Source organism: Shewanella sp. 3_MG-2023, from assembly GCF_030548765.1.
Taxonomy (GTDB): Bacteria; Pseudomonadota; Gammaproteobacteria; order Enterobacterales; family Shewanellaceae; genus Shewanella.
Map to the genome: position 1 here is coordinate 206,186 of NZ_JAUOSH010000001.1, position 21,133 is coordinate 227,318.

The following is a 21,133-nucleotide window of genomic DNA, read 5'->3' on the forward strand; positions in this document are numbered from 1 at the left end:
TTTGATGCTAAAACGGGGGTTAAATAATAGGTCTGGTTCGATAATACACTAATGAGGGCATTGCTAAGCCGACTGATAATGCCCCAAGAATGAATACGGTTTTCAGGCCATTAAGAATGACTATCGAAGTTAAATCACTGCTGACTTGCTCTTGAACACTCAGTTGTACCAAAGCTATCAAGGTATTGTATGCATAGGTACCCGGTACCATGGGTATGATAGCTGCAACAGCATACATTAGCGGCGGCGCGAGGTGACGCTTAGCAAAGCGTATCGTAATAATACCAACGATGGCTGCAGCTGCAAATGTCGCCCACTCTATGGGCATATCAAAATGCATAAGTAGGCTTCTTGAACTATGCCCTATGGCGCCAGCTACCGCACAAAAAGGTAAGTATCGCTTCGGGACATTAAACAACATCGCAAAGCCTAGCGCTGGTATTGCTGAAAAAAGTCCATCATGCAGCAATTCTAAAATAAGATTCATATAAACAAAATCCCACCCAATGCCATTGAAAGTGTAATCCCAATGACAGTAGCCAGTGTTAAGAGTGTCGCGTGGCCCCAGCGAGATATACCCACATTCATATGGCCTTTAACCATATCTGATATCGCATTAATTAACGGAAAACCGGGCACTAACATCAGCACACTGGCAGCCATTGGGGTTTTAGGGGTTGAGGTTAAATCAGTGATGAAGCCGATTTGGGCAATGATTGTGGTGATAAAAGCGGTAATGGCAAAGATAATGAGTGCATTAAAGTGCTTTTTGACTAATGATAATCGCACTGACATACCAATAGCTGAAGCACAGAATGTAATAAGACACGCGGTAATATCACCACCAAACAAGTGACAAAAACTCGCACAAGATAGCCCAATCATCGGGATCAAATATTTTGCCGGATAACTCTTAGGCTCAATGATCTCTAAGCGGCGTTTAACTTGTTTGGCATTGCACACTCCGCGCTCTGCCAAGAGGCAAATGCGTTGTACTTCACACACCACCTTCATATTGATGCCATGCTCTCGAATGCGTCGGGTTGTAGTTATACAGCGGCCATGGACTAAACTGGTCAGTACAAGGGAGTTGGAGGAAATTGAAAGTTCAACGCTGGCAAGACCCAGCGCTTTACCTAAGCGCTGACTGATCTCTTCAACAAGATCAGACTCAGCGCCATAGGCTAGAAGTAATTGTGCACTTCGTACAACAAGACGAGTGATATCATTTTGAGTTTCTGCGTACACTTGTCTCTCGACTATTAACGTTGGTAAATGATTTCCACATCGTAGTCATCGTCATCGAAGTCATCATCAAAGTCGTCGTCGTAATTTTCATTTACCGATTCAACGCTAGCTTCATGGTAGTTATCCCATTTAAACTCAACTTCATCATCTGGGCTAGTGCCTTCATCTTCAGGAGGAAGTGAATTGATGAAATCTAATAGTTTTAAGCTAATGTCTTTAGTGTTCGTTCGGTTGAATGCTGACATAGTGTAAATGTCACCCTTCCAATCCATTTCCTTAACAATGCGATCCATTCTTTCTGCAAGTTCATCTTCATGCAATAAATCGATTTTGTTAAAGACTAACCAACGTGGCTTAGCTGCAAGCTTTGGTGAATACTTTTCAAGTTCAGCCACAATTGAACGCGCAGATTCAACCGGATCACTGCCATCAATAGGATCGATATCGATGATGTGTAATAACACACGACAACGTTCCAAATGCTTCAAGAAACGAATACCAAGACCAGCACCATCTGAGGCACCTTCAATCAAGCCAGGAATATCGGCGATAACGAAGTTTTGCCCAGGTCGTGGACTTACCACACCAAGGTTTGGTACTAGTGTCGTAAACGGATAATCAGCAACTTTTGGTGTTGCACGAGATACCGCACGAATAAAGGTTGATTTACCTGCATTTGGTAAGCCCAATAGGCCGACATCAGCAAGTAACAATAATTCCAGTTTTAAGAAACGTACTTCACCAGGCGTACCTAATGTTTTCTGTCTCGGCGCACGGTTGGTACTGCTTTTAAAGCGCGTATTACCTAAACCGTGGAAACCACCTTTAGCCACAAGTAACTTTTGGCCATGGGTAGTCAAATCACCTAATAATTCTTCAGTATCGAAATCAACAGCACGCGTACCCACAGGTACTTTAAGCATTAAATCTTCACCGCCATGACCGGTACAATCACGGCCACGTCCATTTTTACCACGCTCAGCAATATGCGAGCTGACAAAACGGAAATCAATAAGCGTGTTCATGTTTTCATCTGCGACTAAAAATACACTACCACCATCACCGCCGTCACCACCATCAGGGCCGCCGTCTGGCACATATTTTTCACGTCTGAAGCTAACGCAGCCACTGCCACCGTCACCCGCTTCAACTCTGATTTTAGCCTCATCAATAAACTTCATACATACTCCTGACACCACTTAATGTGTCAATTATAACCTCAAAAGATTGAGATGTGCAGGGAAGCGTAGAAGATACAATCACCATAAATCGCTTACTGCAAAATAAATAATCAACGATGCAAAACATCGCAAATACCGCACGTAAATTTAATCCACTAATTTTTAATAAACTAAAGTCTAGCTAACTAAATCAACAATGAAGTAAAAAAACACAAAAGCCCCGCCAGAAGGCGGGGCTTTCAAAGACTGATTAGAGTCTAGATTAAGCTTCGATGCTAATAAACTTACGGTTATTAGGACCTTTTACTTGAAACTTAACTTTACCGTCTGTTAATGCAAACAAAGTATGGTCACGACCAATACCTACGTTTACACCAGCGTGGAATTTAGTACCACGTTGACGAACGATGATGTTACCAGCTACAACTGATTCACCACCAAAACGCTTAACACCAAGACGTTTACTTTCCGAATCGCGGCCGTTACGAGTAGAACCGCCAGCTTTTTTATGTGCCATGAGTTAGACTCCTAAATTATGCGCTGATCGCTGTGATTTTAACTTCAGTGAACCATTGACGATGGCCCATTTTCTTTTCGTGATGCTTACGACGATTGAACTTTTGAATAGTTACTTTCTCACCGCGACCGTGGCTAACCACTTCAGCAACAACTTTACCAGTTGCAACTAGAGGTGCACCAACGTGAACGTTCTCACCATCAGCAACCAATAATACTTGATCAAACTCTACAGTTTCACCAGTAGCAACTTCAATTTTTTCTAAACGAACTGTATGACCTTCAGCAACACGATGTTGCTTTCCGCCACTTTGAAAAACAGCGTACATAGCTATTTCACTCCAAATGGACTAACACTCCGGTTCATTGTTATGTTGATACCGGGTGCTAAAAACTTTTAATGACAATGGGCGCGGATTCTACGGCAAGATTTGCATTCTGGCAAGCGTTAAATTTGAATCAATAAAAAAAGCTCGGCTTAACTCCCACTATCTAAGAACAAAAGCTGCCTAAAGCATGAAAATTCGGTAAAATTTGTTAATATACAATTTGAACCTTATATAGTGGGCAATATAATTTTGTCCGGTAGCCTAATAACTAGAGACCATTATGGATTTAAACGCCATTCGTCAACTAGCTGATAACGACATGCAAGCCGTAAATCAGTTAATTTACAAACAACTTGAGTCTGATGTTGCATTAATAAACCAACTCGGTTTTTACATTATCAATGGCGGTGGTAAACGACTACGTCCATTGCTTTCAGTTTTAGCCGCTCGTGCTATCGACTATAAAGGTGAAGAACACCTAAAGTTAGCTGCCATTATAGAGTTTATTCATACGGCATCACTACTACATGATGATGTTGTTGATGAATCAACCTTACGACGTGGCCGTAAAACCGCTAATGCCCTTTTTGGCAATAGCGCTAGCGTGCTTGTTGGTGACTTCTTATACACTCGCTCATTCCAGATGATGACTGAGTTAGATAGCATGAAAGTACTGCGCGTACTGGCTGACACCACTAACATTCTTGCCGAAGGCGAGGTTTTACAATTAATGAATTGTAATGACCCTGAAACCACCGAAGAGAATTATATGCGAGTGATTTACTGCAAAACAGCTAAATTATTCGAAGCCGCGACCTTACTCACAGGTGTTATTGCAGATGTGAGCAAAGAGCAACAACACGCATTAGGTGAATACGGTAAATTTTTAGGTACCGCATTCCAACTAACCGATGACTTGCTTGATTACACTGCAGATGCTGATGAGCTAGGTAAAAATATTGGTGACGACTTAGCCGAAGGGAAACCTACCTTACCGCTAATCTATGCCATGGCACACGGTAATGATGAAGCTAAAGCGCTGATCAAAGACGCAATTGAAAATGGAGATGGCACCAAAGCTATCGACGAAATCGTCGCAGCCTTAAAAGATTCAGGTGCATTAGAGTACACCAAGCAAAAAGCCGATGAAGAAGCGGATAAAGCCATTGCGGCATTAGCGCCAATTGCTGATAGCGAATACAAAACCGCGCTTATCTCATTAGCTAAGATTTCAGTTCAGCGTAATAACTAAAAACCACTAAACTAAGCTGTTACTGAATATTAAAATGCACTTGATTGCTATCAAGTGCATTTTTTATTGCTAAGACCTACACTTGCCAATCAATTGGCGCACTATTTTTTGCCACTAATAATTGATTAATAATTGAAAAATGTTTGCAACCAAAGAACCCACGATAAGCCGATAACGGCGACGGGTGCGGCCCTGAAAGAATATGATGCTGAGGTGAGGTTATCCAGCGGCCTTTTTTTATCGCGTGAGCGCCCCACAGCACAAATATAATAGGTTCAATTTGTTGATTAAGGCATTGCATTACTTGGTCAGTAAAATGCTCCCAGCCCGCTTTTGAGTGCGAATGAGCCTTACTTTCTTCAACGGTTAATACCGTATTAAGCAATAACACCCCTTGTTTAGCCCAAGCCGTTAGGTTGCCATGTTCGGGAATGATAAAACCACTGATATCTTGCTTAAGCTCTTTGTAGATATTTACCAAAGAAGGCGGCGTTTTCACTCCAGCTTGTACCGAAAAACATAAACCGTGAGCTTGCCCTGCCCCATGATAAGGATCTTGCCCTAATACAACCACTTTTACCTGCTTCAATGGCGTTAGATCAAAAGCTGCAAAGGTCTCATTTTCTGGAGGGTATATCACCTTGCCTTGCTGGCGCTCTGTCGCTAAAAAATTCATTAATTCAATATAATAGCCTTGCTGTTGTTGCTCATTAAACACCTGCTGCCAATTCGCATATTTCATCTCATACCTACCTATAACCCCTAAACCAATCTACAATTATTTAACAACACATTACTAAAGATGCCTAAATGCAAATTGAAAAGCTCAAAATAACTCAAACTGGGTTTACGCTTATTGAACTGGTTGTCGTCATTATTATACTGGCTATTTTAGCCGTCATCGCTTTGCCTAAGTTTATCAACCTTCAACAAGATGCGCATGTGGCAAATGTAAAAGCCACTGGCGGCAGCTTCGCAACCGGTATCAGCCTCGCGCATATAAAATGGGCTGCGTTAGGCTATTCAGGCCCTGCTGATAATCTGCCAATATTTGAAAATGCCGGTACTGATGGCCAATTAGATATTAATGAGTGGGGATATCCAGCACAAAACTGGCCTCCGTTTGAGCCATCACCAAGGCTAAACAACGTCGCTGATTGTATATCGGTATGGGAAACCGTACTACAAGATGCCCCCAGTGTTTCCACCACTGCCGATGAAAACGTATCAGATTACCAAGCCACCTATATAAATCCTGATCAATGTCGCTATTTTTATAACTCTCTAACGACTTTATCTATTTACTATGACTCTCGAAATGGTCAAGTGATCACTGACTCTGACCCAGACAGTTAAAATGACGTTATTGCTTAATAATTGGATCGAATCCGCAAACTCAATGGTTTTTTACCTGAATTTAAGTTTTAAAGTGGGTAAACTAATTGCAATTAAACCAGTACTAAAAAGTGGAAAATATGTCAGAAGAAAAAACTGAAACAACAATGTACCAAATTGCTGATCAATTTATCGCGCTAGCAAACCAACTTAGCCAGCAAGAAAACGATATTGGCAAAGTCGGTACTGCCCTTCGCTTTGCTGCAGCACGTTACAATGCATTTGAAGCTGCAATTAAGTCTTCAAATTTAGAAGCTGAAAAAGATAATGCCTTAGAGTGGTTTTCTGAGGAGTTCAAAGGAATGTTAAGTGAAAACTTAAATGACCATATAAAGAACCCACCAGGAAGCCAGCAGGCATCAGAAGAGGACGTTGTAGAGAAAGACGATTCAGTACAAGTATTTAAGAACTAACAACTGCTTTAACCAAAAAAAGCCATCGCAAGATGGCTTTTTTGTTCTCTCTATCTGTAATAAATACTATTTAAAATAGATTTATCAACACCCGAACTGCCAGCAAGATAAGTACCACACCCGATAACTTATCAATCAATGCCGCTTTGTTTCGTAACCGATTTAAGATCGGCCCATGGGATAACACCACGGCAATAAGGGTGTACCAAAGCCCATCAACAACCAAGGGCGTTAGCACAATAACGGTTTGACCTGCCATGGTTTCAGCTGCAAGCACAAACTGACTAAATAATGCTAAAAAGAATAATAAAATCTTTGGGTTAAATAATGATATCGCTAAACCGTCTCTTGCAGCCTCAAGTAAAGATGCTGGCACTCCTGCTTGTAGCTTTTGCTCCATACCACCTTTAGAGTTTAGTGCTTGAAACCCCATCCAGGCCAAATAAAGCGCCCCCAGAATCGCAATACCGTTAAACACAATTGGCGACTTTTCTAGCACCACTGCAAGCCCTAATAAGGTCACCAAAGCATAAACACCAATACCTATTGAATGTGCCCAGGCACAAACAACACCATGTAATCGCCCACCAGATAAAGTATGTTTTAACACCATAGCTAAACTAGGACCTGGAGACATGGCTCCTAAACAACAGATAGCCAATAGACCTAACCACGTACTAAACGCCATTTTATTTCCCAAATCATTAATGAGTGAATATTCTTACAATTAAATACAGATGATTATATTCATTTAATTATCTGCAGTTTAATAAAGGCGTAACGTTACCATGAATGACCACTGACAACATGGGTTTAACCTCAAATTAAGTAAAACTTGATATAGTCGCCTATATCTTCTGCATAATTAACTGAGAACACATCCTATGGCCTTATTGCTGCCAATATTACTTGGATTACTACTAACCGGTATCGGTTTACTGATTATCCTAAAAATAAAAGGGAATAATATTCCTACTGCGATCATCGTGTTACTTAGTTTTATGACCTTATGTTTTGGCGGGGTGTATGCTTTTTTACAAAAAGATGAAGATTACAATGCTTATAAACGCTTGCAGTGGCAAACGCTTAACCCAAGCCAAATAGCGCCTTTAGTTGAGCAAGGCTATACTGTATTTGTGGATGTATACGCGGACTGGTGCTTGCCTTGTCGAACCAACCAAGCCAATGTCACCCATAGAGAAAAAGTCGTTAATGTACTTACTGCAGATAATATCATTTTAATGCAAGGCAATTGGACTGAACCTAATGCACTTATCGAAACCTATGTAACCAATGAAGGCGGCATGGGTACGCCATTCAATAAAGTTTACGGCCCTAAGTACCCACAAGGGGTTAAGCTGCCAACAGTGCTCACCATTGAATCATTGTTTGATACTTTAGATGCGGTTAACTGATTCGATTAGTGTTTAGCAAGTTCAACTCAATAAATTTATCGCAAAAAAAAGACTGCAGATGCAGTCTTTCTTGTTCAAGTTAAACGCTTAAAAGCTGTAAGTTAACTTACCGTAGTAGAAGCCACCGTTATAATCGAATGGACCACTTTCATAGTAAACTGCACCTAGAGCACCTAAAGTACCGTCTTTAAGCTTTTGAGCTTCTTGGTCGAAGATATTATTCGCACCCACTGAAATAGTTAATGCATCAACTACCGTATAACTCACTTCAAGGTCAACAGTGAAAGCAGAATCTGCCGTTTCAGAACCCCAATCAGACGTATCATCAGCATGGGTTGCATAGTATTCACCAAAGTAATTACCACGTAACGATACGTTTAAATCGTCCCAGGTTTGATTCCACGTTAAGGTCGCACGATGAGCAGGAATACCATCTTCTAAACGACGCACTTTACCTTCGTCAGTAGTATCTGGATCAAACTTATCAACGTTTGTATCCGTCCAGCCATAGGCAAGACTGAACATTGAGTCACCAGACATCAGCTCTGTTTCATACGAACCCACAATATCAATACCTTGAGTTGTAGTATCAAAGTCATTGGTATAATAAGTAACCGCCGAAATTAACTCAGGAAACTCTACTCCCGCCGCTCTTAACGCATCATAATCATCCGCTTGTACTTCAATTTGACTTGACTGCGCCAGACGACCTGTCACTTCAATATTGTAGTAATCAACCGTTAAGAAAAAGTCTTCATACTCAAATACCGTACCTAACGCATAGCTGATGGATTCTTCCGGTTCTAAAACTTCACCACCATAAAATGCCGCTAATGGATCCGTTGGTGGAGCAATAAATGTCTGGATCAAATCACCGTTTACAATCGAGGTTTGAGTGTTAACCACATTCTCTTGACCGACTGTTGGCGCTCTAAACCCAGTGCTGTGTGAGCCACGAATTGACAAGTAATCATTCACTGAGTATTGGGTTGAAATCTTATAATTTAAGGTATCGCCGAAAGTAGAAAAGTCCTCATAACGCAGCGCTAAACCCAATAACCAATCATCAGTTAAATACGCTTCAACATCGGCATAAATACCAATATTGGTTCGAGAGTTTTTACCCGCAGCTTCAGGACCAAAACCTTTAAAGCCATGGGAACCAATATTGAAACCTTGATCTGCGTATGGGCCAGCTAACCAAGAAGCTTCTTCACCTTGAGTAATTTCAAATGACTCTTCACGCCACTCAAAACCCGTTGCAAAGCTAATATCTTCAATTGAGCCAATGGTGAAATAACGCGAGAAGTCGAGGTTGACTGTGGTTTCAACTTGCTCGTAAGCACCGGTATCAAAATCAGTTTGAGTATCTTCAGGGTTAGCCGCTAAACCTAAAGAAGGGTTAAGCGAGTTCCTTAAGCTAAAACTTGCTTTGTTGGCACCGGTACCTGCACTGGCATCATAAGCCCACTCACCAAATTCGCCTTCAAAACCTAAGAAGAAAGACATATCTTCAATGGTCCCAGCAAATTGAGGGGTATAACCACCTGGGCGCACTTGGTTCATTGAGAAACAGTTAGGATCTGCAACCATTGCTGCATATTCAGGGGTATCAAGTACATTAGGTACATTTGCAGGCACAACATCACATGTTGATGGATCGCCATTTACTGCCCCCACTAGCAAGGTTTCGCCGCCATCAAGGGAGTAAACATTGCCACGGTTATGGGGGTTACGGTAATAGAAGCCACCCACAGCATCTCTTGACGATACGTTACCAAATGCATAAAGGCTGTGCTTGTCATTAAAGTCAAAGCCAAGATTCGCAAATACAGTGTAATCATCTTTAATTTCTGGGTTACCCCATATTTGGGCAGGATCATTAACGAATGTGTTTCCTCCCGCAATTAAACCCGCAGCATCAGGGCGCTGTACACTGCGACTGGTTGCATCAGCAGTTTTGTATTGCGCACTAATATTAACGAAGCCAGCATCTGTTAACGGCAATCCGATGTTGCCATCCACGGTTGTCGTTGCACCATCGCCTTCATAATATTCACCGTGAGAAACAGAGACAGAGCCACCTTCAGCGCTATCTTTTAATTGGAAGTTCATTACACCTGCAATGGCATCAGAACCATATTGCGCCGCGGCGCCATCACGCAGCACTTCAACTTGCTTTAACGCAATACTTGGAATCACCGAAATGTCAGGCCCTTGAGCACCATCATTTATGCCACCTCCTTGGAATGCAATGACAGAAGCACGATGACGTCGCTTACCATTAACAAGGATTAAAGTACTGTCTGAAGGCAATCCACGTAAATTGACTGGGCGTACAAGGGTTGCAGCATCACTAATCGGCTGAGCGCGCGAGTTAAATGATGGTACTGAGGTGACCAACATATCAATCATGTCGGTAGAGCCATTCTTCCTTAAATCATCAGCGCTAATGATATCGATAGGTACAGGGGACTCACCCACTGAACGAGGTGCAGCGCGGCTACCTACAACAGCAATTTTTTCTACATTGTCTGCAACTTCTTCCGCAGCTGCGACTTGAGTAGACATGACTGAACCAGTCAATGCTACTGTAATTGCGAGGCTTAATGAGCTAAAGCCAAACTTGGTTGTTTTCTTTAGATTGGTCATCATGTGGTCTCTTTATTTATTATATTTTTGCTTGTGACTCATTTTTATTCATAAACATATGATTAAAAATCGTCTCTCCCAAAATGAAATACATCATCTCAGTTACATTTCTATAACAAATGCAAGCTAATTGCGAACAATTTCGATTACCTCTCAAAATAATCTACGCATTTCGAGGTAATAACAGAGTAAAAGACTAAAACACTAACTAAATGAATAGCAAGGCAGTTGATAACGCTGACTTTATACTTACAAACCAATTAACCATGAGGCTCAAGAACACCTTTTTAGTTCAAAGAACCATCAAAACTGAACGAATAGATAATGCTAACCATCAGCCATTATAGAGCAAAAACTCCATACTTTTTAATACTATAATTTTACAAAGCTATAGAATGTTGTTGACCTGTTAACTAAAACCACTCTAATCTAAACGCCTGTTTGAAATGCAGCAAAAAAACAACAAAGGGGATAAGCATGGGGTATGACGCAGATAAAGAACTCAATCTACAGCAATATGATTCATTGGTAGATTTGATCGAACAAACTTGCCAACGTTATGGGGATAATGTGGCTTATGCTTGTTTGGGGAAACAAACCACCTTTAAAGAACTCGAACTTACTTCACGTCAGTTTGCCGCCTACATGCAAAACCATAGTCAGCTAAAACCTGGGGATCGCATCGCGATTCAGTTGCCAAATATCACTCAATTTGTGATTGCCGCATACGGTGCAATTCGTGCGGGGCTAATCATAGTCAACACTAACCCGCTGTATACTGAACGTGAGCTAATCCATCAGTTTAATGATTCCGGCGCAAAAGCCTTGGTGGTGTTATCTGACTTATTACCCACATTAAATAATGTAGTTGCGAAAACTGATATTGAATTAGTCATCAGCACCCATGCACTGGATTTAATTAATCCTCAGCCTCAAGCCGACACCCCTTTTGCAAAAGTCGAATTTAACCACATGCTCGCCTTAGGTGAACAATCAAGCTTTAGTCCTTACAAACCTCAGCAAGAAGATCTAGCCGCGCTGCAATACACTGGCGGCACCACGGGCTTATCAAAAGGTGCCATGCTAAGTCATCGCAATATGTTGGCTAACTCAGGCCAAGTAAAATCGCGTATTGCCAGCACTATGACTGAAGGCAAGGACATTTTTGTCGCACCGTTACCGATTTATCATATCTATGCCTTTATGGTGAATTTAGTCCTGTATTTTGAATCTGGCAGCTGCTCAGTGCTAATCCCTAACCCACGCGATATTGCAGGCTTAATAAAGACTATGGCCAGTTATCCGTTTACTGGCTTTGCAGGGCTTAATACTTTATTTGTTGGCCTATGCCACCAACCAGAATTTCAAGCATTGGATTTTAGTAAGTTAACCATTACGCTCTCTGGCGGCACAGCACTGACAAGTGCTGCGGCAAATATTTGGCAAAAAACTACTGGCAGTATGATATCTGAGGGTTATGGCTTATCAGAAACCGCCCCGGTAGTGAGCTTAAATGCGCCGGGTTACCAAAAGTTAGGCACTATTGGTAAACCTGTATTGGCCACCGAGGTTAAAATATTAGATATAAACGATGAAGAAGTGCCATTAGGTGAAGCTGGCGAACTTGCAGTTAAAGGCCCACAAGTGATGCAAGGCTATTGGCAAAAGCCTGAAGAAACCGCCAAAGTCATGACCCGTAACGGTTATTTTAAAACTGGCGATATTGCAGTCGCTACTGAAGATGGTTTTCACAAAATAGTCGATCGCAAAAAAGACATGATTATCGTTTCAGGTTTTAATGTTTATCCCAATGAAGTGGAAGATATTTTATCCCAAAACGAATTAGTGCTTGAGTGCGCGGTAGTCGGTGTCGAAGATGAAAAATCCGGTGAAGCAGTTAAAGCAGTGATCGTTTTAAAAGATCCCTCAATTGATGAAGCGCAAACCAAACAGCAAATTTCAGATTATTGCCGCAGCCAATTAACAGCCTATAAAATTCCACGCATTATTGAGTTTACCGAGCAACTGCCGAAAAGCACTGTGGGTAAAATCTTACGCCGCGAGTTAAGAAAGTAGCAGTCCACGGTATATGATTTAAAAGAAATATCATTCGTAACAACATCAAAAATGCCTTCACAATTGAAGGCATTTTTTTATCGCTGGCTAAACTGAAAATAGTCAGCGCTAAGCAGATTCTTGCCCTATGTCAATGTCAGCGAGTAATTGCAAGCTGGCAAACGCGTTATAAATTTCACTTGTATGCATTAGCTCTTGGTGTGTGCCCACAGCAACGACTTGGCCTTTTTCTAACACCACAATTCTGTCGGCATTAATCACTGTGGCTAATCGATGGGCAATGATCAAGGTGGTTCTGCCCTGCATCAGATTATCTAAACCTTGCTTTACATACACTTCACTCACCGCATCTAGGGCACTGGTGGCTTCATCTAATAATAGAATAGGTCTGTCTGCCAATATGGCTCTGGCAATGGCAATGCGCTGTTTTTGACCACCTGAGAGCTTAACGCCTCTCTCACCTAAATAGGTATGATAGCCGTCAGGTAACTCATTAATAAATTCATCAGCTTTAGCTGTTTTACAAGCGTTAATAACCTCATCTTCGCTGGCATCAACCCGGCCATAGCGAACATTTTCAAGTACGTTAGTGGCGAAAATAACTGAGTCTTGTGGCACTAATGCATACTGCTCGCGTAATTGGTTTAAGCTCAACTGCGAGATATCAAATCCATCTAACTTAACAGCGCCTGAGCGAGGTTGATAAAAACGTAGCAGCAATTCAAATAAGGTACTTTTACCGGCGCCGCTTTCTCCTACCAACGCAACTCTTTCACCCGCCTTAATCTGTAAATCAATGCCTTTAATGACATCATCGGCAACACTAGGGTAAGCAAAACGTAACTGCTCTAGACTCAGTTGGCCTTTAACCTCATCAGGGAGCATCTGAGGCGTTGTAACTTGTGGTAAATCAATAGGAGTGTTCACTAACTCAACTAATCGCTCTGCAGCGCCTGAGGCGCGCTGAATTTCACTGAACACTTCACTAATGGTGGCCACTGCACCTGCTGCCATTACCGCATAAAACATAAAGGCGGATAATTCACCAGCGGTAATATTTTGCGCCATCACATCTTGCGCCCCAACCCACAGCACCAAGGCAATAGCGGCAATACTTAAAAACATTACTGAAGATATTAAAATAGAGCGATAGAGAATACGGCTTTTAGCCGCGGTCATCACAGCTTCAACTTGCTCATTGAACACGTAGCGATCTTTACTTTCATGGCCGTAGGCTTGCACGGTATGAATTTCATGGAGGGTTTCATCGATATACGCCCCCAGATCGCCCACTTTATCTTGGCTGGTACGTGAATACTGACGCACTTTTTTACCAAGAAAAATAACCGGAACAAACACCATAGGCACAGCCAGTAACACTAAGCCCGTTAACTTAATACTGGTCAGCGCCATCATCACTATAGCGCCGAGCACGGTAACACTTGAGCGAAACGCCATCGACAAACTACTGCCCACCACACTTTGCAATAACGTGCTGTCAGCGGTAAAGCGTGAAATCACTTCACCAGTGCGCTGCTCGGCAAAAAATGCCGGCGATAATGACAATAAATGGTTATATACTTTCAAGCGAATATCAGCGATAACCCGCTCACCTAGCCAAGTCATTAAGTAAAAGCGACAAAAGACCGCCGTGCCACTTACTGCGGTTATCACTAATATAAACAAGACGATTTCATTGAGCCGGCCAGCGTTATCAGCCACAAAGCCTTCATCGACCATCATCTTCACTCCTTGGCCTAGTGATAACCAAGCAAATGAGCCGATAAATAAAAAGATAATTGCCGCTACCACTCTCATTCGATAAGGCTTAAGAAATGTCATAATCCACGGCAATACTGGAAATGCTTGTTTAGACGATGGCTTTTGTTCAAGTGGCTGTGAAGGCGAGTCAGTAGTCAAAATAGATACCAATAAAAACTAAGTAGCCAAATAGTACCAATAAACAATCAAGCAGATGAAGATAAATATAGCATTGACAATACTGAGCCAATTATTGAACTCAGCATTGTTGCAAAATGGTGCAGGGTTTTACTATTGCTTGCAGTAAAACAAAACAGTAGATTAGCTCAAGCTGTTACTGTCGATGGTTTTCAGTGAGCGTAAAAATATCCCTAAGCCGCCAACACTCAGCACTAAGATAACAATTAATTCGAACGCGCTCATTTGGGTAAAGCGAAAATTAATTGAGCTAATCACGCCGAAGATAAGCGCAACCAGTGAGCCAAAGGTTAGGATCCAGCCAAAAATATTTTTGGCATTGTAAAACATCAAACCTACTCCAAACATAAATGGGATCATGATCATGCCACTGGTCAGGTTCATACCGCCCATTCTGTATAGACTATGCCCCATACCAAATGAACTGGTGATTTTAATGGCATTCAGTAGCATATAAAAACCACCGCACATCATAATCAAACCAATAAAAAATGACCCAATTCCACCTGACGTTCCACCTGCACCTTTCATACAATTCCTTTGTAAATGTTAATGTTATTAGCGCGTTGAGCTTAATCTATTGCCTATGTAATCTAGCATCAGTCACCTTGGCGCTGCAAACCTTATCAGCCTATGTCGAACAAATACGCCACAGGGCAATTTGGGTGTAAGGCGTCATCATTGTAGATATGGCGATTAAACGGGGCGATTAACTGCAGATAAGCCCTGAGTTCCTCTCGCACAATAAACGCTTATCTGCGATAATTATCGGCTATTTTGATGATGTTGATGACAGGTAATTATAATGACGGCAAACCAATTCTCATGTGAAGGAATTGAGTTAACACTTTTTCGCTATCCAAAGCAGCAAGAGTCCAACCTGCAAGCTTGGGATGCCGCCGATGAACACCTGATAAAACATATTATTGAGTCAAGCCAGATTCAGTCAAACACGAGCCCAGTTAATACCGCCATCATTAATGATAATTTTGGGGCGCTGCAATGCGGCCTTGTTGCGATTGAGCCAAGCTGGCCTTTATTTGTGGAAACCGACGCGAAAACCAGTTTACTGGGGGCTGAGTTAAACTTAGCAGCCAATCAACTGCCATCAGATAATATCCAGCGTTTTCATAGCCGTGAGCTATTACCTGACACCTTGCAGCTAGTGTTAATGAAGCTGCCAAAAAACCTCAGTTATTTTGCTCATCAATTGCAGCGCTTATCTCAGGTTTTACCAAAAGGTACTCAGGTACTCATTGGCGCTAAAGCAAAAACCATCAATAAAGCGATTTTAGCCGTCATTGAGAAAAATTTAGGCGCTGCTAATGCTAGCTTAACTTGGAAGAAAACCCGCGTAATCACTTGTATTGCTGACGGTAATAAACGCCAACTTCCACAAGCTGTCAACTGGCCTGTTGATGAGTTATCACTTAACATCAGTAACTTAAGCAATGTATTTGCCGCTAACAAGCTCGATATTGGTGCTCGTATCATGCTAGATAACTTGCCAGAAGGTGAGTTTAATACCGTTATAGATCTTGGTTGTGGTAATGGTATTTTAGGCCTGCGAGCCGGACAACTTTACCCGCAAGCAACTATCCACTTTGTAGACGACTCAGAAATGGCCGTTGCATCGAGTCGTCACAATTGGCAAGCAAATGGCTTTGCTCGTGAAAAAGCGCAGTTTCATTGGGATGATTGTTTAACCCACTTAGATGCTGAAATGGTGGCTGATTTGGTGTTGTGTAACCCTCCTTTTCACCAGGGGGAAGCAATAACCGATCACATTGCATGGCAGATGTTTGTTGATGCCCGTAAACGTTTAGCCCCTGGCGGCATGTTACAAGTCGTGGGCAATCGGCATTTGGCTTACCATGTAAAATTGAAGCGTTTATTTAAAAACTGCAACACTGTGGCGTCAAATGGTAAGTTTGTTATTTTACAAGCAATTAAGTAAACCCTGCCAGACTCAACCTTTGTTCAAGCTTCGATTAAGCCTTTAACTTAAAGGCTTAATCGCGCTAACAGTTAAACGACTCATTCTGGCTAATCAGTGCAGTTAATCTGTGCCGCTAATCTGTGTTAGTCATATCAGGCCCTAGTTTCAATACTTCTCCCCCACAGATACTTTACTCGGCCGAGTCAAAACAGTTAACCGCCAAGACGAGCATTACCACTTAAGTTGTTACTCATGTAAGTTTATTACCAGCTGTAACAATCGAGCTTACCATAACGGCTAATGATCGAAGACTGGCTATAAAATAAAGCGCCTAATAAATCGATATTGATATGACACCCTATAGCAAATTATAACGCTATTAACTAACCCGAGACGCTATTATTCAAGCTAATAAGCTGCCACCAGCCCCTAAATAAAAGCTTAGATAAGGCAATTAAATTGATAATAACAACAGAAAAAATTGGTATACCAATAGACCAGCTAGATGATCTTCGTAACCAACGCCAAAAATACAAACAAATATCATTCTCAGAAAATTTGTTACAATTTAGTAATAAAAAAACTTTTAAGATAGCAAGGTAATTACATGCTTTTTAAGCACCTATCATCACTTTTTCACTGTAAATCAATAAAAGCTTATCCCGAAGGTTTAATATAATGTCCAATAAACTGACAATCCTTGTTAATTGATAAGGTAAAATATCACCAGGGTTAGACTCTAGACCAACTCGGCTTAAGTCATTAAATTAGTGATTTGAATTAGCGATTTGAATTAGCGATAAGAGTAAAAAAGACAACCTTTAACCGCAGCCCTTGCTTTGGCCGCTGATTTTGTACAAAAAAACAAACAGAATTCTCTACAACCATAAAAAAAGGACGCTTAGCGTCCTTTAAAGTGTGTATTGATGGTTAACTTAATCTGTTAACCAAGTTATCAATTGAATATAAATCACGCTTCTCACTGTTTTTACGTTTCACTTCTTCAAGTGATTTAGCCTCAACAGTATCAAACAATACATTAATCAAGCGATTAAAGTGTTTGTGCATAGCTGCACGCGCCTCTGAAGCATCTGCTGCGGCGAGAGCCTCATAAATGGCAGTATGTTCATCTAAGGTCTTCTGGTTGTCTTTGCTACAAACGCTATCATAGTCGTCAATAATTTTTGGACTTGATGCCCGCAGTGCCCACAAGCTTTCAAACATTTTGATTAATGCACCGTTACGAGTAGAGTTAGCGATGATGTTATGAAACATTTGATCTGCTTCTTCTACATAAGACTTATTTTCCATCATAATCAATGTCTTATTTAACTCTACCAATTCTTCTTCGGTAATAGTATTTGCTGCAAGTGCCGCTATCTCACCTTCAACAAGTGCTCTAGCCTGGGTTAATTCAAAGGCGTTGATTTTGTTTTTTAGCTGGGACTGATTGACTGATTGTAAGACGTAAACACCCGAACCCGTTTTAACTTCAATTTTCTCTCGCACTTCCAGTGCAATAATCGCCTCACGAATGGTTGGACGGCTAACATCAAACTTTTCAGCTAGCTCCCTTTCTGGAGGTAAACGACTACCAGGTACATATTCGCCGCGAGTAATAGACGCTTCAATCTCTTCTACGATGCGCCAAAACATACGTCTATTTTTCATGTTTGGTCCTTCAATATTTTAAAAAATAACAATTTGCATAACCTACATCATATCGATTTAGTCATTCAACGCAAAGCCTATTTATCAGTTTAGAGTGCAATTCAGCAATCATACAAGCAGTAATCATTGTTACCTTAATGTTATTGGTAATAACAAAAAAGTAAAGTCAATTTAATATTGGTAACACAAAATGGTTGACACGCACCATGACCATTGGTTAGTTTCTATGCAGCGAAAGGTTGTATTTAAAGATCATGTTTAAAGGATTGTGTTCGCATTTAAATACAATATTTTATCTGGGGAGATAAACGTGAAACTTAATAAAATAAGCGACGCATTAAGGTTAAGTAAGCTTAACTGGCAGCCAAAATATTGTGCCTGATGCAAATCTATTTGGTTTCTCACCACAAGTGGCATCTGCGTCAGTGTATTGGGAAGGTGATTGGGCAGCATTGCCAGTGCTTTATAAGTACCGTGAGTCCTATTTCCAACCTAATAACTTGCCGTTTCCAGATTGTTCAAACCGTTATGTGCAAGACTCTGATTACTTATCGGTATCACTTAAAGCGCTAAACCTGCTAGACGAGCCACAAATCATGACTCGTGGTAATGACACCACAGTTTCTGACTACTCTCGTTCAGGGCCTAAGTACTTCCTTGGCGCGAAAGTTAAGTTTTAATCCGCATTAGAAACTTAGCATTGCCACTCCTACCCCACTATTGAGCTAGGAGTTTATTTACGATTAAAACAACACTAAAACTCAGTATAAAAATAACAATGAGCGTACTAATGCAATATCAATATTTACCTAGCAAGGATAAAAACTTAAAACATATTGCTCTTATGCTGTGTCTATCGGCATTAAGCCCTTTCTTATCGCTCAATGCAGCCACTTACACAGTGAAGACGCCTGTGGAATATAACCAAACAATAAAAAATATTGTCGCAGGTGATGAAATCATCTTGGCTGACGGTATTTGGCAAGACTTTGAAATCAACTTTACAGGTCAAGGCACAAAAGCGGCCCCCATCACACTGTCAGCGCAAACCAAAGGCAAAGTCATATTATCAGGCCAATCTAATTTGCGTTTATCTGGCCAGTATTTACATGTAAGCGGCTTAGTATTTAAAAATGGCTACAGTCCAAGCCGTGAAGTGATTGCCTTTAGAAGCAGTGATGATGATTTTGCTCATCATTCGCGAGTATCTGAAGTGGTCATCGACAACTTCAATAAGCCAGAGCGATTTGATTCTGATCAGTGGGTGGCGCTGTATGGTAAAAATAACCGCTTCGACCACAATCATTTAGTGGGTAAGCGTAATAAAGGCGTGACCTTAACGGTGCGATTAAAATCGCCGTTAAGTCAGCAAAATAATCATCAGATTGATCATAACTACTTTGGTCCTCGGCCAACCTTGGGATCCAATGGCGGTGAAACAATCCGCATTGGCACTAGCCATCATTCCATGTCGGCATCGCAAACTGTCATCGAAAATAACTACTTTGACCGCTGTGATGGCGAAGTAGAAATCATCTCCGTTAAGTCCGGCAACAACACCATTCGTAACAACACCTTTTTTGCATCCCGCGGCACCTTAACCCTACGTCATGGTAATGCTAACCAAATAAGCAGCAATGTATTTTTAGGTAATGGCGTAGAGCACACTGGCGGCGTTCGGGTGATCAATCGCGATCAAATCGTCACCAACAACTACTTTGAAGGCTTAACGGGTTATCGCTTTGGCAGTGGCTTCACCATTATGAATGGCGTACCTAACTCGCCTTTAAATCGTTATCACCAAGTGGTTAATGCCAATATTAATCACAACAGTTTTATTGATGTAAACCATATTCATTTAGCTGCAGGTAGTGATGCTGAACGCTCTGCTGCGCCGCTAGAAACTAAGTTTTCAAAAAACCTGTTAGTTAATCGCAATCAACTATCACCATTCGCCATATTTGATGATATTTCAGGGATAAGCTTTACTAACAACGTTTCTAATAAGCTTAACAATAACAGCATTACTCAAGGCATTGATGCGCAATCGATTAAACTCGTGCGGGCTGAAAATGGCCTGTTATATCCAAGCAATAACGCCTTAAGCGCCTATGGCATATCGACCTCACTCACTCCCACTTTAAAAAACGCAACTGGCGTGAGTTGGTATCCGAAAACAGAACCAGAAATCGCCTTTGATTCAGGTAACCAAATCGCAGTTTCAACCGCGCAAGAGCTTAAGCAAGCCGTTAACCATGCAAGCGCTGGCGATGTTATCGCACTCAATAACGGCGAATATCAACTTGAACAAGTGTTACTTATCAATAAGCCGCTCACCATCAAGGCACGAGTAAAGCAACAAGCCAAACTGAGTTTTAGCCAATCCAGCCTATTTGAAATTCAAAATAACGGCAGTTTAAAGCTCGATGGTTTAGTCATTAGCGGTAAAAATAGTACCAATATTGCAGGTAACGATATTGCAGCTAACGATGTTGCAGAAAACAGTGTGGTAAAAACCACCAGCTCCGGCATGTTAACCAATTATCGATTCAGCTTATTAAATAGTGAAATCAAACAACTTGATAACCAGCCTTCATTTCACTTTTTTGACTCAGGTGCGCGAGCTTTTGCCAATAATATTGTCATTAGCAATAATCACTTTATCAATATCAGCGGTGATATTTTAAGGCTCAATAAAGAGACTGATGATAAAGGCATTTATAACGCTGAGTATGTACAAGTAAACAACAATCAGTTTGAGCATATTCAAGGCTCACTGGTTAATTTATATCGCGGCGGTAAAGACGAAAGTACCTTCGGCCCTCACCTTACATTTGTGAATAATCACATCAATCAGGTTGGCCTTGGAAAACGTAATCCCTTCAAAGCCAGCTTATACCTTCATGGCGTGCAAGTGACCGATATGGCTAATAATCAATTTACTGACAGTGCCGCAGTCAAAATAGAACACACCACAGGTGACCCCGTCACTCAACTCAGTCATAACCAATTTACTCATACGCTACTACCAACCATTAGCGCGCTTTATGAAAACCCTAAATTTATCCATAAAAACCAATAACTAAA

General features: G+C 41.3%; 19 protein-coding genes. 8 read left to right on the top strand and 11 right to left on the bottom strand.

All coding sequences use genetic code 11. The annotated features are described in order from the left end of the window. Positions 1-19: 19 nt before the first annotated feature. From Q4591_RS00940 to rplU, 5 genes are all read right to left on the bottom strand, one after another. Positions 20-487: a threonine/serine exporter family protein gene (locus Q4591_RS00940; RefSeq protein WP_102438863.1), complete on the bottom strand. Its 468-nt coding sequence runs from the start codon at positions 485-487 to the stop codon at positions 20-22. Then, positions 484-1,248 (bottom strand): threonine/serine exporter ThrE family protein, encoded by a 765-nt coding sequence (locus Q4591_RS00945; RefSeq protein ID WP_102438865.1) that lies wholly within the window; start codon positions 1,246-1,248, stop codon positions 484-486. Before Q4591_RS00945 ends, Q4591_RS00940 begins: the two co-directional genes overlap by 4 nt. 14 nt (positions 1,249-1,262) lie before the next feature. After that, positions 1,263-2,429 carry an Obg family GTPase CgtA gene (gene cgtA, locus Q4591_RS00950; RefSeq protein WP_076541219.1) on the bottom strand — a complete coding sequence of 389 codons (1,167 nt, stop codon included), beginning with the start codon at positions 2,427-2,429 and terminating at the stop codon, positions 1,263-1,265. Between the two features lie 262 nt (positions 2,430-2,691). Then, positions 2,692-2,946: a 50S ribosomal protein L27 gene (gene rpmA, locus Q4591_RS00955; RefSeq protein ID WP_055024328.1), complete on the bottom strand. Its 255-nt coding sequence runs from the start codon at positions 2,944-2,946 to the stop codon at positions 2,692-2,694. A 16-nt stretch (positions 2,947-2,962) separates the two neighbouring features. Beyond that, entirely contained in the window at positions 2,963-3,274 is a 312-nt protein-coding gene (gene rplU / locus Q4591_RS00960; protein ID WP_076541221.1) for a 50S ribosomal protein L21, read from the bottom strand. A gap of 280 nt (positions 3,275-3,554) precedes the next feature. Here rplU and ispB point away from each other — a divergent pair, with 280 nt between their 5' ends. Further along, the gene (gene ispB / locus Q4591_RS00965; protein ID WP_102438869.1) at positions 3,555-4,526 is read left to right on the top strand and encodes an octaprenyl diphosphate synthase; all 972 of its coding nucleotides are present in this window, start codon (positions 3,555-3,557) and stop codon (positions 4,524-4,526) included. 76 nt (positions 4,527-4,602) lie between these two features. On the opposite strand, the gene ung is transcribed toward ispB, so the two are convergent. Next, positions 4,603-5,268, bottom strand: coding sequence for a uracil-DNA glycosylase (gene ung / locus Q4591_RS00970; protein ID WP_303458899.1), 666 nt, complete (start codon positions 5,266-5,268; stop codon positions 4,603-4,605). A 68-nt stretch (positions 5,269-5,336) separates the two neighbouring features. Between ung and Q4591_RS00975 the strand changes: the two genes are divergently transcribed. Both Q4591_RS00975 and Q4591_RS00980 read left to right on the top strand, forming a co-directional pair. After that, positions 5,337-5,882, top strand: coding sequence for a prepilin-type N-terminal cleavage/methylation domain-containing protein (locus Q4591_RS00975; protein WP_102475570.1), 546 nt, complete (start codon positions 5,337-5,339; stop codon positions 5,880-5,882). Positions 5,883-6,001: 119 nt separating this feature from the next. After that, a complete protein-coding gene (locus Q4591_RS00980) occupies positions 6,002-6,334 on the top strand; it encodes a DUF3144 domain-containing protein (protein WP_303413759.1) in 333 nt (110 codons plus the stop codon). A gap of 70 nt (positions 6,335-6,404) precedes the next feature. Here the strand turns inward: Q4591_RS00980 and Q4591_RS00985 are convergent, their stop codons facing one another. After that, positions 6,405-7,022 (bottom strand): LysE family translocator, encoded by a 618-nt coding sequence (locus Q4591_RS00985; protein ID WP_102438877.1) that lies wholly within the window; start codon positions 7,020-7,022, stop codon positions 6,405-6,407. A 196-nt stretch (positions 7,023-7,218) separates the two neighbouring features. Here Q4591_RS00985 and Q4591_RS00990 point away from each other — a divergent pair, with 196 nt between their 5' ends. Further along, a complete protein-coding gene (locus Q4591_RS00990) occupies positions 7,219-7,749 on the top strand; it encodes a thioredoxin family protein (protein WP_102519357.1) in 531 nt (176 codons plus the stop codon). An 87-nt stretch (positions 7,750-7,836) separates the two neighbouring features. Here Q4591_RS00990 and Q4591_RS00995 read toward each other — a convergent pair whose 3' ends face one another. Further along, positions 7,837-10,404, bottom strand: a complete 2,568-nt coding sequence (locus tag Q4591_RS00995; RefSeq protein WP_102438881.1) for a TonB-dependent siderophore receptor — start codon at positions 10,402-10,404, stop codon at positions 7,837-7,839. 474 nt (positions 10,405-10,878) lie between these two features. Between Q4591_RS00995 and Q4591_RS01000 the strand changes: the two genes are divergently transcribed. Next, the gene (locus Q4591_RS01000; protein ID WP_303458902.1) at positions 10,879-12,477 is read left to right on the top strand and encodes an AMP-binding protein; all 1,599 of its coding nucleotides are present in this window, start codon (positions 10,879-10,881) and stop codon (positions 12,475-12,477) included. 108 nt (positions 12,478-12,585) lie between these two features. Here the strand turns inward: Q4591_RS01000 and Q4591_RS01005 are convergent, their stop codons facing one another. Further along, positions 12,586-14,331 (bottom strand): ABC transporter transmembrane domain-containing protein, encoded by a 1,746-nt coding sequence (locus tag Q4591_RS01005; protein WP_277870005.1) that lies wholly within the window; start codon positions 14,329-14,331, stop codon positions 12,586-12,588. A gap of 228 nt (positions 14,332-14,559) precedes the next feature. After that, a complete protein-coding gene (locus tag Q4591_RS01010; protein WP_102475573.1) occupies positions 14,560-14,967 on the bottom strand; it encodes a hypothetical protein in 408 nt (135 codons plus the stop codon). Positions 14,968-15,241: 274 nt separating this feature from the next. Here Q4591_RS01010 and Q4591_RS01015 point away from each other — a divergent pair, with 274 nt between their 5' ends. Then, entirely contained in the window at positions 15,242-16,393 is a 1,152-nt protein-coding gene (locus tag Q4591_RS01015; RefSeq protein ID WP_102532196.1) for a methyltransferase, read from the top strand. Between the two features lie 912 nt (positions 16,394-17,305). On the opposite strand, the gene Q4591_RS01020 is transcribed toward Q4591_RS01015, so the two are convergent. Continuing rightward, a complete protein-coding gene (locus Q4591_RS01020) occupies positions 17,306-18,046 on the bottom strand; it encodes a FadR/GntR family transcriptional regulator (RefSeq protein ID WP_102438889.1) in 741 nt (246 codons plus the stop codon). Between the two features lie 374 nt (positions 18,047-18,420). Between Q4591_RS01020 and Q4591_RS01025 the strand changes: the two genes are divergently transcribed. Together Q4591_RS01025 and Q4591_RS01030 are read left to right on the top strand one after the other, a co-directional pair. Continuing rightward, complete coding sequence (locus tag Q4591_RS01025; RefSeq protein ID WP_102475576.1) at positions 18,421-18,726, top strand: hypothetical protein; 306 nt, start codon at positions 18,421-18,423, stop codon at positions 18,724-18,726. A gap of 110 nt (positions 18,727-18,836) precedes the next feature. Next, positions 18,837-21,128 (top strand): polysaccharide lyase 6 family protein, encoded by a 2,292-nt coding sequence (locus Q4591_RS01030; protein ID WP_303458906.1) that lies wholly within the window; start codon positions 18,837-18,839, stop codon positions 21,126-21,128. Positions 21,129-21,133 lie beyond the last annotated feature (5 nt).

Excerpts from the sequence above, each read along its gene's own strand:
- rpmA (WP_055024328.1), bottom strand. The coding sequence starts at position 2,946 with ATGGCACATAAAAAAGCTGGCGGTTCTACTCGTAACGGCCGCGATTCG.
- Q4591_RS00995 (WP_102438881.1), bottom strand. The coding sequence starts at position 10,404 with ATGATGACCAATCTAAAGAAAACAACCAAGTTTGGCTTTAGCTCATTA.
- Q4591_RS00985 (WP_102438877.1), bottom strand. The coding sequence starts at position 7,022 with ATGGCGTTTAGTACGTGGTTAGGTCTATTGGCTATCTGTTGTTTAGGA.
- Q4591_RS01030 (WP_303458906.1), top strand. The coding sequence starts at position 18,837 with ATGCAATATCAATATTTACCTAGCAAGGATAAAAACTTAAAACATATT.
- Q4591_RS01015 (WP_102532196.1), top strand. The coding sequence starts at position 15,242 with ATGACGGCAAACCAATTCTCATGTGAAGGAATTGAGTTAACACTTTTT.
- rplU (WP_076541221.1), bottom strand. The coding sequence starts at position 3,274 with ATGTACGCTGTTTTTCAAAGTGGCGGAAAGCAACATCGTGTTGCTGAA.
- Q4591_RS01020 (WP_102438889.1), bottom strand. The coding sequence starts at position 18,046 with ATGAAAAATAGACGTATGTTTTGGCGCATCGTAGAAGAGATTGAAGCG.
- Q4591_RS01010 (WP_102475573.1), bottom strand. The coding sequence starts at position 14,967 with ATGAAAGGTGCAGGTGGAACGTCAGGTGGAATTGGGTCATTTTTTATT.
- Q4591_RS00975 (WP_102475570.1), top strand. The coding sequence starts at position 5,337 with ATGCAAATTGAAAAGCTCAAAATAACTCAAACTGGGTTTACGCTTATT.
- ung (WP_303458899.1), bottom strand. The coding sequence starts at position 5,268 with ATGAAATATGCGAATTGGCAGCAGGTGTTTAATGAGCAACAACAGCAA.
- Q4591_RS00940 (WP_102438863.1), bottom strand. The coding sequence starts at position 487 with ATGAATCTTATTTTAGAATTGCTGCATGATGGACTTTTTTCAGCAATA.
- ispB (WP_102438869.1), top strand. The coding sequence starts at position 3,555 with ATGGATTTAAACGCCATTCGTCAACTAGCTGATAACGACATGCAAGCC.
- Q4591_RS01000 (WP_303458902.1), top strand. The coding sequence starts at position 10,879 with ATGGGGTATGACGCAGATAAAGAACTCAATCTACAGCAATATGATTCA.
- Q4591_RS00980 (WP_303413759.1), top strand. The coding sequence starts at position 6,002 with ATGTCAGAAGAAAAAACTGAAACAACAATGTACCAAATTGCTGATCAA.
- Q4591_RS00990 (WP_102519357.1), top strand. The coding sequence starts at position 7,219 with ATGGCCTTATTGCTGCCAATATTACTTGGATTACTACTAACCGGTATC.
- cgtA (WP_076541219.1), bottom strand. The coding sequence starts at position 2,429 with ATGAAGTTTATTGATGAGGCTAAAATCAGAGTTGAAGCGGGTGACGGT.